This window comes from Nonomuraea sp. NPDC050022, from assembly GCF_044460705.1.
In the GTDB taxonomy this organism is placed as follows: Bacteria; Actinomycetota; Actinomycetes; order Streptosporangiales; family Streptosporangiaceae; genus Nonomuraea.
This window is the reverse complement of record NZ_JBITKE010000005.1, coordinates 337,203-353,534: the sequence shown is the minus strand read 5'-3', so window position 1 is coordinate 353,534 and position 16,332 is coordinate 337,203. Positions and strand designations below refer to the sequence as shown.

Annotated in this window: 13 protein-coding genes and 1 tRNA gene; 8 read left to right on the top strand and 6 right to left on the bottom strand. The window is 68.9% G+C overall.

Annotation, left to right across the window (positions count from 1 at the left end; genetic code table 11):
• Positions 1 to 156: 156 nt before the first annotated feature.
• Positions 157 to 1,059: a 4-(cytidine 5'-diphospho)-2-C-methyl-D-erythritol kinase gene (locus tag ACIBO2_RS23120; RefSeq protein ID WP_397298998.1), complete on the top strand. Its 903-nt coding sequence runs from the start codon at positions 157 to 159 to the stop codon at positions 1,057 to 1,059.
• Positions 1,060 to 1,329: 270 nt separating this feature from the next.
• On the opposite strand, the gene ACIBO2_RS23115 is transcribed toward ACIBO2_RS23120, so the two are convergent.
• Positions 1,330 to 2,919, bottom strand: coding sequence for an FAD-dependent monooxygenase (locus ACIBO2_RS23115; protein ID WP_397298995.1), 1,590 nt, complete (start codon positions 2,917 to 2,919; stop codon positions 1,330 to 1,332).
• A gap of 385 nt (positions 2,920 to 3,304) precedes the next feature.
• Between ACIBO2_RS23115 and ACIBO2_RS23110 the strand changes: the two genes are divergently transcribed.
• Positions 3,305 to 5,104 (top strand): ABC-F family ATP-binding cassette domain-containing protein, encoded by a 1,800-nt coding sequence (locus ACIBO2_RS23110; protein WP_358541751.1) that lies wholly within the window; start codon positions 3,305 to 3,307, stop codon positions 5,102 to 5,104.
• A 24-nt stretch (positions 5,105 to 5,128) separates the two neighbouring features.
• Here ACIBO2_RS23110 and ACIBO2_RS23105 read toward each other — a convergent pair whose 3' ends face one another.
• The gene (locus ACIBO2_RS23105) at positions 5,129 to 5,629 is read right to left on the bottom strand and encodes a MarR family transcriptional regulator (protein WP_358541748.1); all 501 of its coding nucleotides are present in this window, start codon (positions 5,627 to 5,629) and stop codon (positions 5,129 to 5,131) included.
• 108 nt (positions 5,630 to 5,737) lie between these two features.
• Here ACIBO2_RS23105 and ACIBO2_RS23100 point away from each other — a divergent pair, with 108 nt between their 5' ends.
• From ACIBO2_RS23100 to ACIBO2_RS23085, 4 genes are read left to right on the top strand one after another with little or no spacing between them, the layout of a single operon-like run.
• The gene (locus tag ACIBO2_RS23100) at positions 5,738 to 6,508 is read left to right on the top strand and encodes a trans-aconitate 2-methyltransferase (RefSeq protein WP_397298990.1); all 771 of its coding nucleotides are present in this window, start codon (positions 5,738 to 5,740) and stop codon (positions 6,506 to 6,508) included.
• A gap of 13 nt (positions 6,509 to 6,521) precedes the next feature.
• A complete protein-coding gene (locus tag ACIBO2_RS23095) occupies positions 6,522 to 6,857 on the top strand; it encodes a glyoxalase (protein ID WP_358541742.1) in 336 nt (111 codons plus the stop codon).
• Between the two features lie 53 nt (positions 6,858 to 6,910).
• Positions 6,911 to 8,401, top strand: coding sequence for a CYTH and CHAD domain-containing protein (locus ACIBO2_RS23090; RefSeq protein WP_358541740.1), 1,491 nt, complete (start codon positions 6,911 to 6,913; stop codon positions 8,399 to 8,401).
• Complete coding sequence (locus ACIBO2_RS23085) at positions 8,398 to 9,573, top strand: cytochrome P450 (protein WP_358541737.1); 1,176 nt, start codon at positions 8,398 to 8,400, stop codon at positions 9,571 to 9,573. Before ACIBO2_RS23090 ends, ACIBO2_RS23085 begins: the two co-directional genes overlap by 4 nt.
• A 20-nt stretch (positions 9,574 to 9,593) precedes the next feature.
• Here ACIBO2_RS23085 and ACIBO2_RS23080 read toward each other — a convergent pair whose 3' ends face one another.
• From ACIBO2_RS23080 to ACIBO2_RS23065, 4 genes are all read right to left on the bottom strand, one after another.
• The gene (locus ACIBO2_RS23080) at positions 9,594 to 10,427 is read right to left on the bottom strand and encodes an NUDIX hydrolase (RefSeq protein ID WP_358541734.1); all 834 of its coding nucleotides are present in this window, start codon (positions 10,425 to 10,427) and stop codon (positions 9,594 to 9,596) included.
• A complete protein-coding gene (locus ACIBO2_RS23075) occupies positions 10,420 to 12,480 on the bottom strand; it encodes an RNA degradosome polyphosphate kinase (protein WP_358541732.1) in 2,061 nt (686 codons plus the stop codon). The genes ACIBO2_RS23080 and ACIBO2_RS23075 overlap by 8 nt, the downstream gene beginning before the upstream one ends.
• A 53-nt stretch (positions 12,481 to 12,533) precedes the next feature.
• The gene (locus ACIBO2_RS23070) at positions 12,534 to 13,427 is read right to left on the bottom strand and encodes a TetR/AcrR family transcriptional regulator (protein WP_397298984.1); all 894 of its coding nucleotides are present in this window, start codon (positions 13,425 to 13,427) and stop codon (positions 12,534 to 12,536) included.
• Positions 13,428 to 13,494: 67 nt separating this feature from the next.
• Positions 13,495 to 14,433 carry an acyl-CoA desaturase gene (locus ACIBO2_RS23065; protein ID WP_358541729.1) on the bottom strand — a complete coding sequence of 313 codons (939 nt, stop codon included), beginning with the start codon at positions 14,431 to 14,433 and terminating at the stop codon, positions 13,495 to 13,497.
• Between the two features lie 232 nt (positions 14,434 to 14,665).
• Here ACIBO2_RS23065 and ACIBO2_RS23060 point away from each other — a divergent pair.
• Together ACIBO2_RS23060 and glmU are read left to right on the top strand one after the other, a co-directional pair.
• A tRNA-Gln gene (locus ACIBO2_RS23060) sits at positions 14,666 to 14,737 on the top strand.
• A 119-nt stretch (positions 14,738 to 14,856) separates the two neighbouring features.
• Entirely contained in the window at positions 14,857 to 16,308 is a 1,452-nt protein-coding gene (glmU, locus tag ACIBO2_RS23055; protein WP_358541727.1) for a bifunctional UDP-N-acetylglucosamine diphosphorylase/glucosamine-1-phosphate N-acetyltransferase GlmU, read from the top strand.
• Positions 16,309 to 16,332: the final 24 nt, after the last annotated feature.

The following is a 16,332-nucleotide window of genomic DNA, read 5'->3' as shown; positions in this document are numbered from 1 at the left end:
CCCTCGGGTACTGGTGTTGCATCGGTCCCGTACAGGGGTCACCACTTCTGCCGAGAATCATGTGAGCGGGAAGCGAGCCCCTATAGGCTCGAGAGCCCTCGACAAGCTCGAGAAGAGTCCTCAACCTCGGCAAACGACGAAAGTGACAGAAGATCGATGAGTTCGGTTACCGTACGGGTGCCCGCGAAGGTCAACGTGCAGCTATCCGTCGGACCGCTTCGGGAAGACGGCTATCACGACCTGATCAACGTCTTCCACGCCGTATCGATCTTCGACGAAGTGGTCGCCAACGAGTCCGAGTCGATCAGCGTCACGGTGGGGGGCAACTGGGCGGACCGGGTCCCGATCGATAACGAGAACCTGGCGATTCAGGCCGCGAGAGCCCTGGCCAAGCACGCGGGCCGCACCTATGGCGCGGCGTTGGTGATCCACAAGGCCATCCCCGTGGCCGGTGGCATGGCCGGGGGGAGCGCGGACGCGGCGGGGGCTCTGGTGGCGTGCAACGAGTTGTGGGGGCTCGGCCTGCCGTTCGACGACCTCATGGAGATCGCCGGCGACCTGGGAAGTGACGTACCCTTCTCGCTGCTCGGAGGCACGGCGGTGGGGATCGGGCGGGGTGAGCAGCTCAGCGAGCTGCCGACCGGTGGCCGGTTTCACTGGGTGTTCGCGGTGGCGGAGGGCGGGCTGTCGACGGCCGCCGTCTATGCCGAGTGCGACCGGCTCCGTGCCGCGACCGGTGCGGAGATCCCCTGGCCGCAGCTGAGCGACCCCCTGCTGGAGGCGCTCGGCGCCGGGGACGCCCGCAAGCTGGGCGCGTACCTCACCAATGACCTCCAGCCCGCCGCCCTGACGCTCCGCCCTCAGCTGGCCGACACCCTCGAAGCCGGTCGCCAGTACGGCGCGCTCGGCGCGATCGTCTCCGGCTCCGGTCCGACCTGCGCCTTCCTCGCGACCGACGCCGCCCACGCCGACCGCCTGGCCGCCGCCCTCACCACGTCCGGCGTCACCCGCACCGCGATCCCCGCTCACGGCCCTGTCCCAGGCGCCGTGGTGGTCTGAGGTCATCGTTCGGCCGGGCGGTTCGTTGGTCGCTCGATCTCGATGGCCAGGACACCCAGAGCCTGCTCCTCCAGCCCTTAGGTTGGCGGATGCAGGCCCGCTCCTGGGCGGCTGCTGGTCCGGGGCTGGTCCGGGGCTGTTGGTAATGACTTTCTCAGGTCGGGAGCCAGGGGCGAGAGGCGGATGCCTGTGCCGCGCGCTATAGCGGTCGGATAAACCGCCGCCCCGGTGCTCTTTGTCGTCAGCCTGTTTCCGTGGCGATCAGGAGCGTTAGCCGGTCAGGAGAGCTGGCCGGTCAGGAGAGTCGATCGGTGATCGGTACCTGTGTTTCAGGGGTGCGCCGAACCAGTCGGAGAGCGCTTCTCGCAGCCCGAGCACGGCGGTGTCGGCGGGTTCGTCGATGGTCGCGGCCCAGGCGATGTGGGCGTCCGGGCGGATCAAAAGGGCGTCGGCGGGTCGGTGGTGATCGGTTTTGGCGGTGTGGATGTCCACGCGGTGCCGCCAGCGTTGCGCGGTCTCGCGGAGGTCCGGGCGGTCGGCGAGGTCGAGGAGGACGGGCCGTGCGGTGTGCATGAGCTCCGCGACGCTGGTCGTGCCCTGGTCGGTGTGCAGGGTGAGGTCGGGGGCGAAGGTGCCGGTCAAGGCGTGTTGGTTGGGGTTGGGCAGCGGATAGCGCGTGTCGGCGCCGGCGATAAGGGCTGACATGCGGCGCAAGGGCTGTTCGTCGACGAGCAGTTCCTCGAAGACTTTTCGAAGTGCTTCGGCGGCCGGGTTGTTTCCGCGCCGCAGTGCCACTTGAGCTTGGGTCTGTAGCAGTGCGCGTACGCCGGCGAGGTGGCGTTCGTCGTGATACGTCTCCAGCAGGCCCGTCGGCGCCCAGCCGTGGATGTCGGCGGCCAGCTTCCAGGCGAGGTTGACCGTGTCGAGCATGCCGAGGTTGAGTGCCGCGCCCGTGGCGGGGAGCAGGTGGGCCGCGTCGCCGGCCAGCAGGATCCGTCCGTTGCGGTACCGCTCGGCCTGCCGAGCCTGAAATTGCCAGCGCGACAGTCGATGCACTTCTCCCAGAGGGAGATCCCCGCCGAGCACCCGGCGGATGCTGCCCTGGAACTCGGTCAGGGTCATCGCCACGTCATCGTCGACTTCGGTGAGCTCCTCTTCGGTGGTGAAGACGAGCAGAACCTCGGCGTTGAGCGTCCCGAACGCGAAGACACCGCCGTCTGTTCGCGTGAAACCCGCACGGATCGTGCCCAGCCCCGGTACGTCGAGGTCGCCGTTGGCGAGCCGGGTCACCGAATCGGGCATGGTGACCTGACCCAGCCGGTTGACCTCTGGATAGGTGGTGCCGGGGAACGGGATGCCCGCCCCGCCGCGGACCCGGCTGCGCGGGCCGTCGCAGCCCACCAGGTATCGGGCGGTCACCTGGTACGGCCCGTCCGGGCCGCGCACGTCCGCGGTCACCGTGGCGTCGTCCTGGCTGACCCCGACCACCTCGTGTCCGCGGCGTATGTCGGCACCGAGTTCGCGGGCGCGTTCGTCGAGCAGGCGCTCGAGTCGCCGCTGCGGGAGATGCAGCCCCTGCAGCGGGGGATCGGCCAGGTTCGTGCAGTCCAGATACACACCGCCGAATGGGAACTTGGGAGCCGGACTGGGGCCGGTAGTGGCTGCTTCGAACCGGTCAAGCAGGCCTCGATAGCGCAGCAGTCGCAGGATCTGCCCGCCGAGACCGTTGGCCTTGTGGGTTTCTCCGGGCTGCGGGTGCCGCTCCAGTACCAGCGGACGCACTCCGGCAAGGCGCAGCTCACCGGCCAGCATCAGGCCGGACGGGCCCGCGCCCACGATGATCACGTCGACGTCCATCATCGGCCACGCCCCGCGCGGTCTTTCGTCGCGGCCCCGCACGACCCGGTCATCGACATCGACACACGCACTTGGCTACTCCTATTTCCGCAGGTTCTGGCCTCGGCCGCCGATTCTGCGGGACGACCGGGGTCTTGCCGCAAGCCCCCGGGGGCGCTATACGTTAGGAGCGGAACGGAGCAGGCACTCCGTTCCTTTGTCTTTTCGCCCGCTGTAGACGGACCAGAACGGCACGGGAGGATCTCTCACGGCCCCTGCGACAGCGCAACGGTGATCTGAGCGCCGCGCCGGTCTCGGGGCGTGCGGGTATCGCGGGGTCGGCGGTGGGTGTGGGGTCGGCCTGGTGCCGTCACCACAGCGCCCTTGAGGCCGATACCCTGGTAGGGCCATGAATCTGGTAAATCTCGAGTCTGTTTCCCATGCCTACGGGCCCAAACCGCTGCTCAACGACGTCTCCCTCGGGGTCGAGGTCGGCGAGCGCATAGGTGTCGTCGGACGTAACGGCGGCGGCAAGACCACACTGCTGTCGGTGATCGCGGCAGACGTACGCCCGGACAGCGGCCGGGTCACCCATACCCGGGGGCTGCGGGTGGGCGTGCTGTCGCAGCATGACGCGCTCGATCCGGCGATGCCCATCCGGGAGATCGTGCTGGGTGAGAAGGCTGAGCACGAGTGGGCGGGGGATCAGGGCGTCCGCGAGATTCTCGGCAATCTCATCGGTGATCTCGATCTCGACGCCAAGGCGGGGGATCTGTCCGGTGGCGAACGGCGGCGCACCGCGCTCGCCCAGCTGCTCATCGACGAGCACGACCTGATCATGCTCGACGAGCCCACGAACCATCTCGACATCGAGGCCATCGCCTGGCTGGCCGGTCATCTGGCCGGACGCAAGAGCGCGCTGGTGGTCGTGACGCACGACCGGTGGTTCCTCGACGCGGTCTCCACCAGGACCTGGGAGGTCGTGGACGGTCGGGTCGAGCGATATGAGGGCGGTTACGCCGCTTACGTGCTCGCGAAGGCGGAGCGGGCGCGCATCGCCCAGGCCGCCGAGGAACGCCGCCAGAACCTGATGCGCAAGGAGATCGCCTGGCTGCGGCGCGGCCCGCCCGCCCGCACGTCGAAGCCGAAGTTCCGGATCGAGGCCGCGCAGGCGCTGATCGCCGACGAGCCGCCGGCGCGGGAGAGCGTGGAGCTGCTGAGGTTCGCGGCGGTCCGGCTCGGCAAGACCGTCTACGACCTCGAAGACGTCACCCTGCACGCCGGTGGCCCCGGCAGCGGGCCGCTGGTGCTCGACGACTGCACCTGGCAGTTCGGGCCGGGCGACCGGGTCGGGCTGATCGGCGTCAACGGCTCCGGCAAGTCGTCCGTGCTCCGGCTGCTCGCCGACTCGGTCCAGCAGGACTCGGGGCGGATGATCAGGGGCAAGACGGTACGCCTGGCGCACCTGTCGCAGGAGCTGGCCGAGCTCGACCCCACCCGCCGGGTGCTGGAGACGGTCGAGGAGATCCGCAAGTACATCCAGGTCGGCAAGAAGGAGTGGTCCGCCTCCCAGCTGCTCGAACGCCTGGGCTTCAAGGGCGAGGCGCAGTGGAAGGTCGTCGGCGACCTGTCGGGTGGCGAGCGGCGGCGGCTGCAACTGCTCAGGCTCCTCATGGACGACCCCAACGTGCTGCTGCTCGACGAGCCGACCAACGATCTCGACATCGAGACGCTGAACGAGCTCGAAGACCTTCTCGACGGCTGGCCCGGCACTCTTATCCTGGTGAGCCACGACCGCTACTTCCTCGAACGCGTCACGGACAAATGTGTGGCGCTCTTGGGCAACGGCAAGCTCTCCTTCCTTCCGGGAGGCGTGGACGAATACCTGTCCCGCCGGGCCCAAGGCACCGCCCTGACCGCCCGAACGACCTCACCCCAGTCGTCGGCTCCCGCACCGATTCAGCCGGCGGCCCCTCAGGAGGGCATGTCGGCCAAGGAAGAACGCGAGCTGCGCAAGGAGCTCAACCGCCTCGAACGCCAGCTCGACCGGCTGGGCGACCAGGAGGCCAAGCTCCACGCGGCCATGGCGGACGCGGCCAGCGACTACGCCAAACTGGGCTCCCTGGACACCCAGCTCAGGGACATCCTCGACCAGAAGGACACGGTCGAGGCTGAGTGGCTCGAACTCGCCGACCGCCTGAGCGACTGAAGCAGCCTCAACCGCAACGCAACGTTAGGAATCGAACGGGGCGAGGAGGGTGCGGAGCAGGGCGGAGAGGGTGCGTTGGTCGGTCAGGGGCAGGCCGGCGAGGAGGTCGTGCTCGCGCCGCAACAGCCCGGCGAACGCCGCGTCCACCCGCGCCAGCCCGCTGTCCGTCAGCGACACCAGCACCCCTCGCCGATCCTCCGGATCCGGCCGGCGTCGCACCAGGCCCGCCTGGGCGAGCCGGTCGATGCGGTTCGTCATCGTGCCCGACGTGACCAGGGTGGCCCGGATCAGGGCGCCGGGGCTCAGCTCGTACGGCTTGCCGGCGCGCCGCAGCGCCGTCAGCACGTCGAACTCCCAAGGCTCCAGAGCGTGCTCGGCGAACGCCGCCCGCCTGGCCCGATCGAGATGTTTGGCCAGGCGCGACACCCGCGACAGCACCTGAAGGGGCTCGACGTCGAGGTCCGGACGCTCTGACCGCCAGGCCGCCACCAGCCGGTCGACCTCGTCCTGCGGCTCCTCGTTCATGCCACCGCCTTGCCACGAGATCGCCAGGTCGGGGGGAGCGCATCCTGCGTCATGGTCAGAGTGTACTGTCTTGACATCGAGATACATATCTCGATATCAATTATCTCTATGTCGAGAGATATCTGGGATCCCACCATATACGCCAGGTACACCGACGAGCGATCACGCCCGTTCTTCGAGCTGACCGCCAGAATCGGCGCCGACAGTCCTGATTATGTCGTGGACGCCGGCTGCGGCACCGGCGAACTCACCCTCGAACTCGCCCGCCGATGGCCCCAGGCTACCGTGGAAGGCTTCGACGCCTCCCCAGCCATGATCACCGAGGCTCGCCGGCACCAGCAGCAGCGGTTCTGGGTCTCCGATGTCACCACGTGGCGGCCCGACCGGCCGGTGGACGTGCTGGTCTCCAACGCCGTCCTGCAATGGGTGCCGACGCACCGCGACGTGCTGGAGCACTGGGTCGACGCGCTCAACCCCGGCGGCTGGCTGGCCTTCCAGGTGCCCGGCAACTTCGACGCCCCCAGCCACGTGGCGATCCGCGAGCTCTGCGCCGCGCCCGAGTGGTCCGATCGGCTCGGCGACCTCAACCGGGGCCGCCCGGTGGACGACCCCATCGACTACGTCGACTTCCTGAGCGGCTGCCGGGTCGACGCCTGGGAGACGACATACGTCCACCTCCTCCAGAGCGACAACGGCGACAACGCGGTACTGAACTGGATCTCCGGCACCGCCCTGCGCCCGATCTTCGACCGGCTGGACCCCGACGAGCAGAAGAAGTTCACCGCCGAGCTGGGGGAGCGGCTCGACGAGGTCTATCCGGCCAGGCCGTACGGGACGCCGTTCCCGTTCCGGCGCGTCTTCGTGGTGGCACAGAAATGATCCGGGCGCAGAAATGATCATCGGCCTGCACCACGTCCAGCTCGCCGCGCCCGCGGGGAGTGAGCCGCTGCTGAGGGAGTTCTACGGCGGAGTCCTCGGGCTCCAGGAGGTGCCAAAACCCCCTGAGCTGGACAAACGCGGCGGGGTCTGGTTCCGTGGCCGGGGGGTTGAGGTGCATCTCGGCATCGAGGACGACTTTCGGCCCGCCAGGAAGGCGCACCCGGCGTTCCTGGTGGACGACCTCGGCGCCTTCAGCACGGAACCACCCGACGACCTGCTCCCCGGCTACCGCCGGATCTACCTCATGGACCCGGTGGGGAACCGAATCGAGCTCCTCCAAGGCGTGTGAAGTTCGTCCAGCGGTGGCATGATTGTCCAAATCGGCCAAGGCTGTGAGGTGCTGTGGGCATCGAAATTGAGGACAAGTTCGACGTCCCCTCCGACTACGCGATACCCGACCTGAGCAAGCTGGCAGAGATCTCGGGCCCGAAGAGTTACCAGCTCGTGGCGCTCTACTACGACACGCCCGATCTGCGGCTGGCCACCCGGGGCATCACACTCCGGCGAAGACGCGGCGGTGACGACGCCGGCTGGCATCTGAAGCTGCCCAAGGCCAAGGGCGTACGCCAGGAGATCACCCACCCGCTCACCCGGAGCACGAAGATAGTGCCCGCCGAGCTGGCCGAGCTCGTCCGTGCCTACACCCGCGGCGCGGAGCTCCAGGTGGTGGCCGAGCTCGACACCCGCCGGACCGTGACGCTGCTGCACGACGGCCCGACCGGGCTCGTCGAGATCGCCGACGACCGCGTCAAGGGCACGGTCTTCGACGCCGAAGAATCAGCAGGCGGGCCGCGGGTCGTACGGTGGCGCGAGGTCGAGGCGGAGCTGCTGGAAGGCGACCAAGCCCTGCTCGCCAAGGTCGGCAAACGGCTCAGGAAGGCCGGCGCCACCCCGTCGGAGTCGGCCAGCAAGCTCGCCAGACTCCTCGAACCACCATCTGTCGCCCATGCCCCCACGAAGGACGGCTCGGCCGGCCAGACCGTCATGGACTACCTGGCGGGCCAGGTGACGGCCCTCCTCTCACAAGATCCCCGCGTACGGCGAGCGGAACATGACGCCGTCCACCAGATGCGCGTCGCCTCCCGGCGGCTGCGGAGCGCGCTCAGGGCGTTCGGCGGCATCATCACCGGCACGAAGCGGGTCCAGGACGAGCTGCGCTGGCTGGCCACAGTGCTCGGCGAGGCGCGTGACCTGGAAGTGATCAGGGCCAGGTTCGCCCGCGAGCTGGCGGCGCTGGCCCCCGAGCTGGTCACCGGCCGCATCCTGGCCAGGCTCGGCGACGACCTGCACGCCCGCGAGCTGGAGGCGTACGAGCGCATCAAGGACACCCTCAGCGGCGAGCGCTACTACGCGCTGCTCGACGCCCTCGACGCGTTGACGGCCGGCCCGAAGCTGACCAAGGCCGCGGCGGAGCCGGCGCACGACAAGCTCAGCGACGTGGCCGCCGAGAACTGGGACCGGGTGGCCAAGATCTACGACACCGCCCAGGCGATCCCGGACCTCGACCGCCGCGAGCTCGCCATGCACGATGTCCGCAAGGCGGCCAAACGCGCCCGCTACACCGCCGAGGCCCTCCAGCCCACGCTCGGCAAGAGCATGGTCAAGCTGGCCAAGCACGCCGCGGCCGTACAGGAGGTGCTCGGCACCCATCAGGACGGCGTGGTGGCGCAGGAGACGCTGGCCAAGGAGGCGGAGGCCGCGCGGCAGGCGGGTGAGGACACCTTCACCTACGGCCTGCTCATCGGCCTCGAACGCGGCACGGCGGAGCGAGCACACGCGGACTTCCCCAAGGTCTGGGCCGAGACGGCGCGAGCCATTAGGAAACTACTATGAGTGACTTACCAGTCATACCCTTCGAACGACAGGACGCCCTGGAGGTCCCCGCGGCCTATCGGGAGCTGCGGGCCGAGAAGGGCATCACCAGGGTACGCACCCGGGTGGGCGATGAGATCTGGCTGGTCAGCGGCTACGAGGACGCCCGCAAGCTGTTCGCCGACCCCCGGCTCGGACGCTCGCACCCCGAGCCGGAGAAGGCCGCCCGCGTCTCCGGCTCCGCGCTGCTCGGCGGGCCCCAGGGCGAGAGCGCGACCGAGAAGGCCGACAACGAGCGGATGCGCCGGCTGTTCATGCCCTCCTTCTCCGCCCGCCGGATGAAGGCCCTCAGCGACCACGTGGGCACCCTGGTGGACGAGCGGCTGGACCACATAGCCACTCTGACGCCGCCCGCCGACCTGCACGCCGAGCTGTCCTTCCCGCTGCCCGTGCTGGTCATCTGCCAGCTGCTCGGCGTCCCCTTCGAGGACCGGGACTACTTCAGCGGCGTCTCCAGCCGGATGGGCGACGTCGCGGACGAGGCCAAGGGGATGGCGGCGCGCGAGGAGCTGGGCGCGTACATGGCCGGGCTCATCGAGCGCAAACGGCACGAGCCCGGCGAGGACGTCCTGTCGGACCTGGCCGGGGTCCTGGACGACGACGGCAGGGTGGCGCAGCTGGCCGGCGGACTGCTGTTCGCCGGGCACGAGACCACGGTCAACCGCATCGACTACGGCGTACTGTTCCTGGAGGCCAACCCCGACCAGCTCGCGCTGCTCAAGGCCGATCCCGGACGGGCGCCCGCCGCCGTCGAGGAGATCCTGCGCATGGCCTCGCCCAGCCTGCACGGCCTGCCCCGCTACGCCCACGGCGACATCGAGATCGGCGACGTCACGATCCGCCGAGGCGAGGCCGTGCTGATCATGCCCGGCGCCGCCAACAGGGACGAGCGGATCTACCCCGACCCCGACGCCTTCGACGTGGGCCGGAAGTCCGCTGACCCGCACCTGAGCTTCGGGTACGGCCCGCGCTACTGCATCGGCGCCAGCCTGGCCAGGGTCGAGCTCGAAGGGGTGTTCAGCCGGCTCTACCAGCGCTTTCCCGACCTGCGCGTGGCCGTGCCGCTCGATCAGCTCCGCCGCAACGAGGGCCGGATCACCGAAGGCGTCGCCGAACTGCCCGTCACCTGGTGACCGTCCGAGCCTGGTGACCTTCAGGTCGGGTAACGCTCCACGCTGACGACCCGCTCGCCCAGCCGGTGCAGGACGGCGAACGCCCCCTTGCGCAGCTGCACGTCCTTGCCGCTGAGCGAGCGGATCAGGTCAGGCAGCACCTTGCCGTGGCTGGACACCGCCGCCGCCGTCCTGAGCTCCGCGACCAGCGCGGGCGTCTTGTCGGCGTCCTGACCCTCCTCGCTGAGCAGCGGCTCGGTCCTGATGTCGCCGCCGTACGGCTGGAGCGTCTGTACGCATCTGAGGCTGGGCGAGCTGACCAGGACCTCGGGCCGGTAGGCGGGCAGCACCCGGGCGATCGTCTCCGCCTGAGCCTGGCCGTCCGTGTCGAGGGGGCGCAGGGCGTCATCACCCTTCCACGCCTGCCTGGAGCCCGCGGCGCCATGCCGTACCAGGACAAGAGGGACGGTGGCCAGCGGCGCCGCCTCCAGCGAATGGAGCAGTCCCGCGTCCCACTCCCAGGTCAGCAGCTCGCGGGCGCGGTCGAGCGGCAGCCAGCGCAGCTCGTCCACCTCGTCGCCGGGGGCGAACGCCACGCTCTCGTCCGTGGCCTGGGCCGCCCAGTAGTCGACCCGCTTGAGCCGGTCCGTGATCAGGTAGTGGACGGGCGGCAGGGCGCGGCCGAGCGTTGTGACCAGGCCGGTCTCCTCGCGCACCTCGCGCAGCGCGGCGGCGATCACGTGCTCGCCCTGCTTCAGCTTGCCCTTGGGAAAGGTCCAGTCGTCGTAGGCCGGGCGGTGGATGACGGCCACCTCGGGGTGGCGCTCGTCACCGCGCCACACCACGGCTCCGGCCGCGTGGAGCGGGTCAGTCATCAACGCTCCTCCAGCGGCGGGTGCCGATCAGGATGCTCTGCAGGTCTTCGCCCGGATGCCGCACCCAGGTGCCGTCGGAGTTCAGCAGCCACGCGCTCGTCGTGTCGGCGGTGGCGCGGTCCATCAGGTCGATGAGGTACGCCCGGTGCTGCTGGCTGGTCACCTTGACCAGGGCCTCGACCCGGCGTTCCAGGTTGCGGCGCATCAGGTCGGCGCTGCCGATCCACACCTCGGGCCGCCGGCCCAGGCCGAACTCGTAGATGCGGGAGTGCTCCAGGAAACGCCCCAGCACCGAACGTACGCGGATGTTCTCCGACAGGTCCGGGATGCCAGGGCGGAGGGTGCAGATACCCCGCACCCACAGATCCACCTGCACGCCGGCCCGGGATGCCCGGTAGAGGGCGTCGATGAGCGGCTCGTCGACCAGGGAGTTCGTCTTGATCCTGATGCGCGCGGGACGCCCCGCCTCCTGATGCGCGATCTCCCGCTCGATCCTGGCCATCAGGCCGCCGCGCAGCGAGTGCGGGGCGACGAGCAGCCTGCGGTAGGCCGAGTGGTTGGAGTAGCCGGTCAGGTGGATGAACAGGTCCGTGATGTCCTCGCCGACCAGCGGGTCCGCGGTGAGCAGGCCGATGTCCTCGTAGTGCCTGGCCGTCTTGGGGTTGTAGTTGCCCGTTCCGATGTGGCAGTAGCGGCGCAGCTCGCCGGACGGCTCCTGCCGGACGACCAGAGCCAGCTTGCAGTGGGTCTTGAGCCCGACCACGCCGTAGACGACGTGGCAGCCGGCCTTCTCCAGCTTGCGCGCCCACTCGATGTTGGCGTGCTCGTCGAAGCGGGCCTTGATCTCCACCACCACGACGACCTGCTTGCCCGACTCGGCCGCGTCGATCAGCGCGTCGACGATCGGGGACTCGCCGCTGGTCCGGTAGAGCGTCTGCTTGATCGCCAGGACGTTCGGGTCCTCGGCCGCCGCCTCGATGAAGCGCTGCACGCTGGTGGCGAAGGAGTCGTACGGGTGGTGCAGGAGCACGTCCCGCTCGCGCAGCGCGGCGAAGATGTCGTCGTCGGCCAGCACGGCCTCGGCGGGGACGAACGGCCGGTAGCTGAGCTCAGCCCGGTCCAGGTCGGCGAGGGCGTGCAGCCCGGTCAGGTCGAGCGGCCCGGCGAGCTGGTAGATCTCGTGCGGCGCGACTTCGAGCTCCTCGACGAGCAGGTCGAGCACCTCGGGCGTGATGGTGTCCTCGACCTCCAGCCGCACGGCCGGGCCGAAGCGGCGGTTCTTCAGCTCCCGCTCCAGCGCCTGCATGAGGTTCTCGGTGATGTCCTCGTCCACGTCGAGGTCCTCGTTGCGGGTCACCCGGAAGGCGTGGTGCTGGACGATCTCCATGCCCTTGAACAGCTGGCCCAGATGGGCCGCGATGACGTCCTCCAGCGGGACGAACCTGTCCTTGGAGGCGGTGACGAACCTCGGCAGCTGCGAAGGCACCTTGACCCGGGCGAACACGGTGTGATCGTCGACCGGATTCCGCACCAGGACCGCCAGATTCAGGCTGAGTCCAGAAATATACGGAAATGGGTGGGCGGGGTCGACGGCCAGCGGCGTCAGCACCGGCCGGATCCGCTCCCTGAACAGCTTGCGCAGCTCCGTGCGCTCCTCGCGGCCCAGGTCGTCCCATCTGACGATCTCGATGCCCTCGGTGGCCAGCTGCGGGCAGACCTGCTCGTGGAAGACGGCCGCGTGCCGCTTGGCCAGCGTGTCGGAGATCGCGGCGATCCGGGCCAGCTCCTCGCGCGGCTTCAGCCCGCTCTTCGTCCTGAGCAGTAGTCCGGTGGCCATCCGCCGTTTCAGCCCGGCCACGCGTACCCGGAAGAACTCATCGAGGTTGCTGGCGAAGATGGCCAGGAAGCGCACGCGTTCGAGGAGGGGGAGGGAGGAGTCCTCAGCCAGTTCCAGGACGCGTTCGTTGAACTGTAGCCAGCTCTCCTCACGGTTGAGGAACCTCTCCTGCGGCAGGGGAAGGTCACTCTCGGGATGAAGCGGTTCCGCGGACATATGAGAAATATGCCCCATTTGGTTGAACAGAACGTGAACTAAGCGGCAACGGCTTATTCCACCTGGTCAGGTTGCTCCAACCGGGCCGCGCGCTCGACCAGCCGGGCCTCCCGCTGGCGCAGTTTCTCCTCGCGCTCGCGGGCCTTCTCGGCCTCCTTCAGCAGTCGCTCGCGCTCCTTCAGCTCGCGGACCCTGGCCTTCTCCGCCTCTTTGAACTCGCGCTGGCGGGCCTTCTCGGCCTCCTTGAGCTCCTTGTCGCGGGCCTTCTCCAGCTCGCGCAGCTCCTTCTCGCTGGCGCGCGGCGCGGCGACGACGGGGTGGGCGCGTCCGGTCGCCGTGATGGCCGGCTGCGGGTTGAGCCCGGTCAGGCCGTTCCAGGCCAGGTTCACCACGTGGGCGGCGACCTCCTCGCGGCCCGGCTTGCGCACGTCGAGCCACCACTGGCCGGTCAGGGCCACCATGCCGACGAGCATCTGCGCGTACATCGGCGCCAGTTTGGGGTCGTAGCCGCGGGAGACGAACTCATCGGCGAGTACGTCCTCGACCTGGCTGGCGATCTCGCTGATCAGGCTCGCGAACGTGCCGGTGCCCGAGGCGGCGTGCGAGTCGCGCACCAGGATGCGGAAGCCCTCGCTGCTCTCCTCGATGTAGTGCAGCAGCGCCAGGGCCGCCCGCTCCAGCTTGATCAGCGAGTGGGAGGCGGAGAGCGCCTCGGTGATCATGCTGAGCAGCTTCTGCATCTCCCGGTCGACCACGACCGCGTAGACGCCCTCCTTGCCGCCGAAGTGTTCATAGACCACCGGCTTCGAGACCTGGGCCGTTGCCGCTATCTCCTCGATGGAGGTCCCGTCGAACCCCTTCTCGGCGAAGAGGGTGCGGCTGATCTGGATCAGCTGCTCTCTTCGCTCTCTGCCGGTCATCCGCCTGCGAGATCTGGGTTCGGTCACGGGTTCCATAATGGCGGTGCTCGAAGAAGAGCCCGTCATCAACGAACCGGTCATCAACGAGCCGGAATCAGCCAATGCGCTTCGCCGCCAGGCGTTCGGGGGTCGGCCAGCGCACGTCGTGGACCCAGCCGAGCCGCTCGAAGATCCTGATGACGCCGGCGCTGAGGTCGATCTGACCCTTGAGCGCGCCGTGCCTGGCGCAGGTGGGGTCGGAGTGGTGCAGGTTGTGCCACGACTCGCCGAAGGAGGGGATGGCCAGCCACCACACGTTGCGCGACTTGTCGCGGACCTGGAAGTCCTCCTCACCGAACACGTGGCAGATCGAGTTGATCGACCAGGTCACGTGGTGCAGCAGGCCGATGCGGACCAGCGAGCCCCAGAACAGCGCGGTCAGCGCGCCCTGCCAGGACCAGGTGACCAGGCCGCCGAGGATGCCGGGCAGCAGGAGCGAGGTGAGGGCCAGCGGGCCGAACCACTTGTGCAGCTTGACGACGTCGTCGTCCTTGACCAGGTCGGGGGCGTACTTCTCGCGGTTGGTGCGGTCGGCGTCGAACATCCAGCCCATGTGCGCGTACAGCAGACCCTTGGACAGCGACTTGAAGCCGGGCCCGAAGCGCCACGGCGAGTGGGGGTCGCCCTCCTTGTCGGAGAACTTGTGGTGCTTGCGGTGCGTGGCCACCCAGTCGAGCACGGACATCTCCAGCGAGAGGCTGCCCGCGATGCCCAGCGCGATCTTCAGAGGTCGCTTGGCCTTGAACGAGCCGTGCGTGAAGAAGCGGTGCAGGCCGACGGTCACGCCGAGCCCGCTCACCACGTAGAAGACGAACGCGATGACGATGTCGCTCCAGCCGAGACCCCATCCCCACGCGAACGGCACCGCGGCCACGATCGCGATGAGGGGGAGCCCCACCACGAGGGCGAAGGTGACGAGTTCGGCCTTGGTCCGGGGCTCGGGTTCGACGTCGGGCTTCGGTCCTGGGGAGGTGCGCTCGGCGATAACGGTCATGGGCTACCTCTCACGACATGTATGAGGATGAATGTCCTGGCTACGCCACCGTAACCTACGCCATCGTAAGTTAGTAAGACCTAAGCGGCGAGTGTGGCGAAGGCGACTTCTGTCCTATGAGAGGAGTAGCTTCTGTATCTTGCGGCTTTTCGGGCGGTCTGTTATGTGGCGCGCGCGTGGGCCAAGGATCGGTATCGTAGGAGTGCGTCGGACACTCAGGTGTCCGATTTGGTCCCGGATCGTCTAATCGGCAGGACAAGTGGTTTTGGTCCACTTTGTAGGGGTTCGAGTCCTCTTCCGGGAGCTTGGAGGCACTCCCCGCCGCTAGCGCGCGAGTGTCGGTTGGGTATCCTCACGGTGTCGGGAGGGTGGCGGTGCGACAGCTGCCGCCCCGAACCGCCCAGCCACAGGGAGCCCCAGTCCGTGAGTGTGCCGCGCCCGGCCGCAGTCATCGTCCTCGCCGCAGGCGAGGGCACCCGGATGAAGAGCCAGACCCCCAAAGTCCTGCATGAGATGTGCGGCCGCACCCTGGTCGACCACATGCTCGCCGCCGCTCGAGACCTCGGTCCCGAACGGCTCATCGTCGTCATCGGCCATGCCTCCGAACGGGTCGGCGCGCACCTGGCGGAGACGAGCCCCGACGCGCGCGCCGTCGTCCAGCGTGAGCAGCGCGGCACCGGCCACGCCGTCCGCACCGTGCTCGAAGAGCTCGGCACGATCGCCGGCACCGTCCTCGTCACCTATGGAGACGTGCCGCTGCTGCGTACGGAGACCCTCGCCGAGCTGCTCCACCGGCACGCGGGTGACGGCAACGCGGTCACCGTGCTGACGGCCGAGGTGCCCGACCCGACCGGCTACGGGCGCATCATCCGCGACTCCGGCGGCGCCGTCCTGGAGATCGTGGAGGAGAAGGACGCCACCCCGGAGCAGCGCGCCATCACGGAGATGAACTCCGGCATCTACGCCTTCGACGGGCTGTTGCTCGCCGACGCCGTCAAGCGGGTCTCCACCGACAACTCGCAGAGCGAGGAATACCTCACCGACGTGCTGGCCATCCTGCGGGAGGACGGCCACCGGGTCGGCGCGCACGCCGCCGCCGACTTCACCGAGGTCGAGGGCGTCAACGACCGGGTGCAGCTGGCCATCGCCCGCAAGGTGCTCAACCAGCGGCTGCTCGACGGCCACATGCGCGCCGGAGTCACGATCATCGACCCGGCCAGCACGTGGATCGACGTCGGCGTCGAGATCGAGCCCGACGCGGTCGTCCACCCCGGCACGCAACTGCACGGCCATACCGTCATCGAGGCCGGAGCGGAGGTCGGGCCGGGCTCCACGCTCACCGACACCAAGGTCGGCGCGGGCGCGGTCGTGCGCAACGCGGTCTGCGACCACGCCGTGGTCGGCCCGGAAGCGAACGTCGGCCCCTACGCCTACCTGCGCCCCGGCACCGTGCTCGGGCACAAGTCCAAGGCGGGCACCTTCGTCGAGATGAAGAACACCCAGGTCGGCGACCGGTCGAAGGTGCCGCACCTGTCGTACGCGGGCGACGCCACGATCGGCGAGGACGTCAACATCGGCGCGGCCGTGATCTTCGTCAACTACGACGGCGTCAACAAACATCGCAGCACGGTGCGCGACGGCGCGTTCGTCGGCTGCGACTCCATGCTCGTCGCCCCCGTGACCGTGGGCGACGGCGCGTACACCGCGGCCGGTTCGGTCATCGACGGCGACGTCCCTCCGGGCGCGATCGGCGTGGCCAGGGCGCGACAGCGCAACATCGAGAAATGGGTCTTGCGCAGGCGCGCGGGCACGAAGTCGGCTGCGGCGGCCGAAAAGGCGTTGGCCGAGCAAGAACAGCAGGAGAGTGGCAAATGACCGAGCTTGCCGAGGTCATCAGTA

Bases quoted from the DNA above. Each gene is read 5' to 3' on its own strand.
- ACIBO2_RS23120 (WP_397298998.1), top strand. From the start codon at position 157: ATGAGTTCGGTTACCGTACGGGTGCCCGCGAAGGTCAACGTGCAGCTA.
- ACIBO2_RS23115 (WP_397298995.1), bottom strand. From the start codon at position 2,919: ATGATGGACGTCGACGTGATCATCGTGGGCGCGGGCCCGTCCGGCCTG.
- ACIBO2_RS23110 (WP_358541751.1), top strand. From the start codon at position 3,305: ATGAATCTGGTAAATCTCGAGTCTGTTTCCCATGCCTACGGGCCCAAA.
- ACIBO2_RS23105 (WP_358541748.1), bottom strand. From the start codon at position 5,629: ATGAACGAGGAGCCGCAGGACGAGGTCGACCGGCTGGTGGCGGCCTGG.
- ACIBO2_RS23100 (WP_397298990.1), top strand. From the start codon at position 5,738: ATGTCGAGAGATATCTGGGATCCCACCATATACGCCAGGTACACCGAC.
- ACIBO2_RS23095 (WP_358541742.1), top strand. From the start codon at position 6,522: ATGATCATCGGCCTGCACCACGTCCAGCTCGCCGCGCCCGCGGGGAGT.
- ACIBO2_RS23085 (WP_358541737.1), top strand. From the start codon at position 8,398: ATGAGTGACTTACCAGTCATACCCTTCGAACGACAGGACGCCCTGGAG.
- ACIBO2_RS23080 (WP_358541734.1), bottom strand. From the start codon at position 10,427: ATGACTGACCCGCTCCACGCGGCCGGAGCCGTGGTGTGGCGCGGTGAC.
- ACIBO2_RS23075 (WP_358541732.1), bottom strand. From the start codon at position 12,480: ATGTCCGCGGAACCGCTTCATCCCGAGAGTGACCTTCCCCTGCCGCAG.
- ACIBO2_RS23065 (WP_358541729.1), bottom strand. From the start codon at position 14,433: ATGACCGTTATCGCCGAGCGCACCTCCCCAGGACCGAAGCCCGACGTC.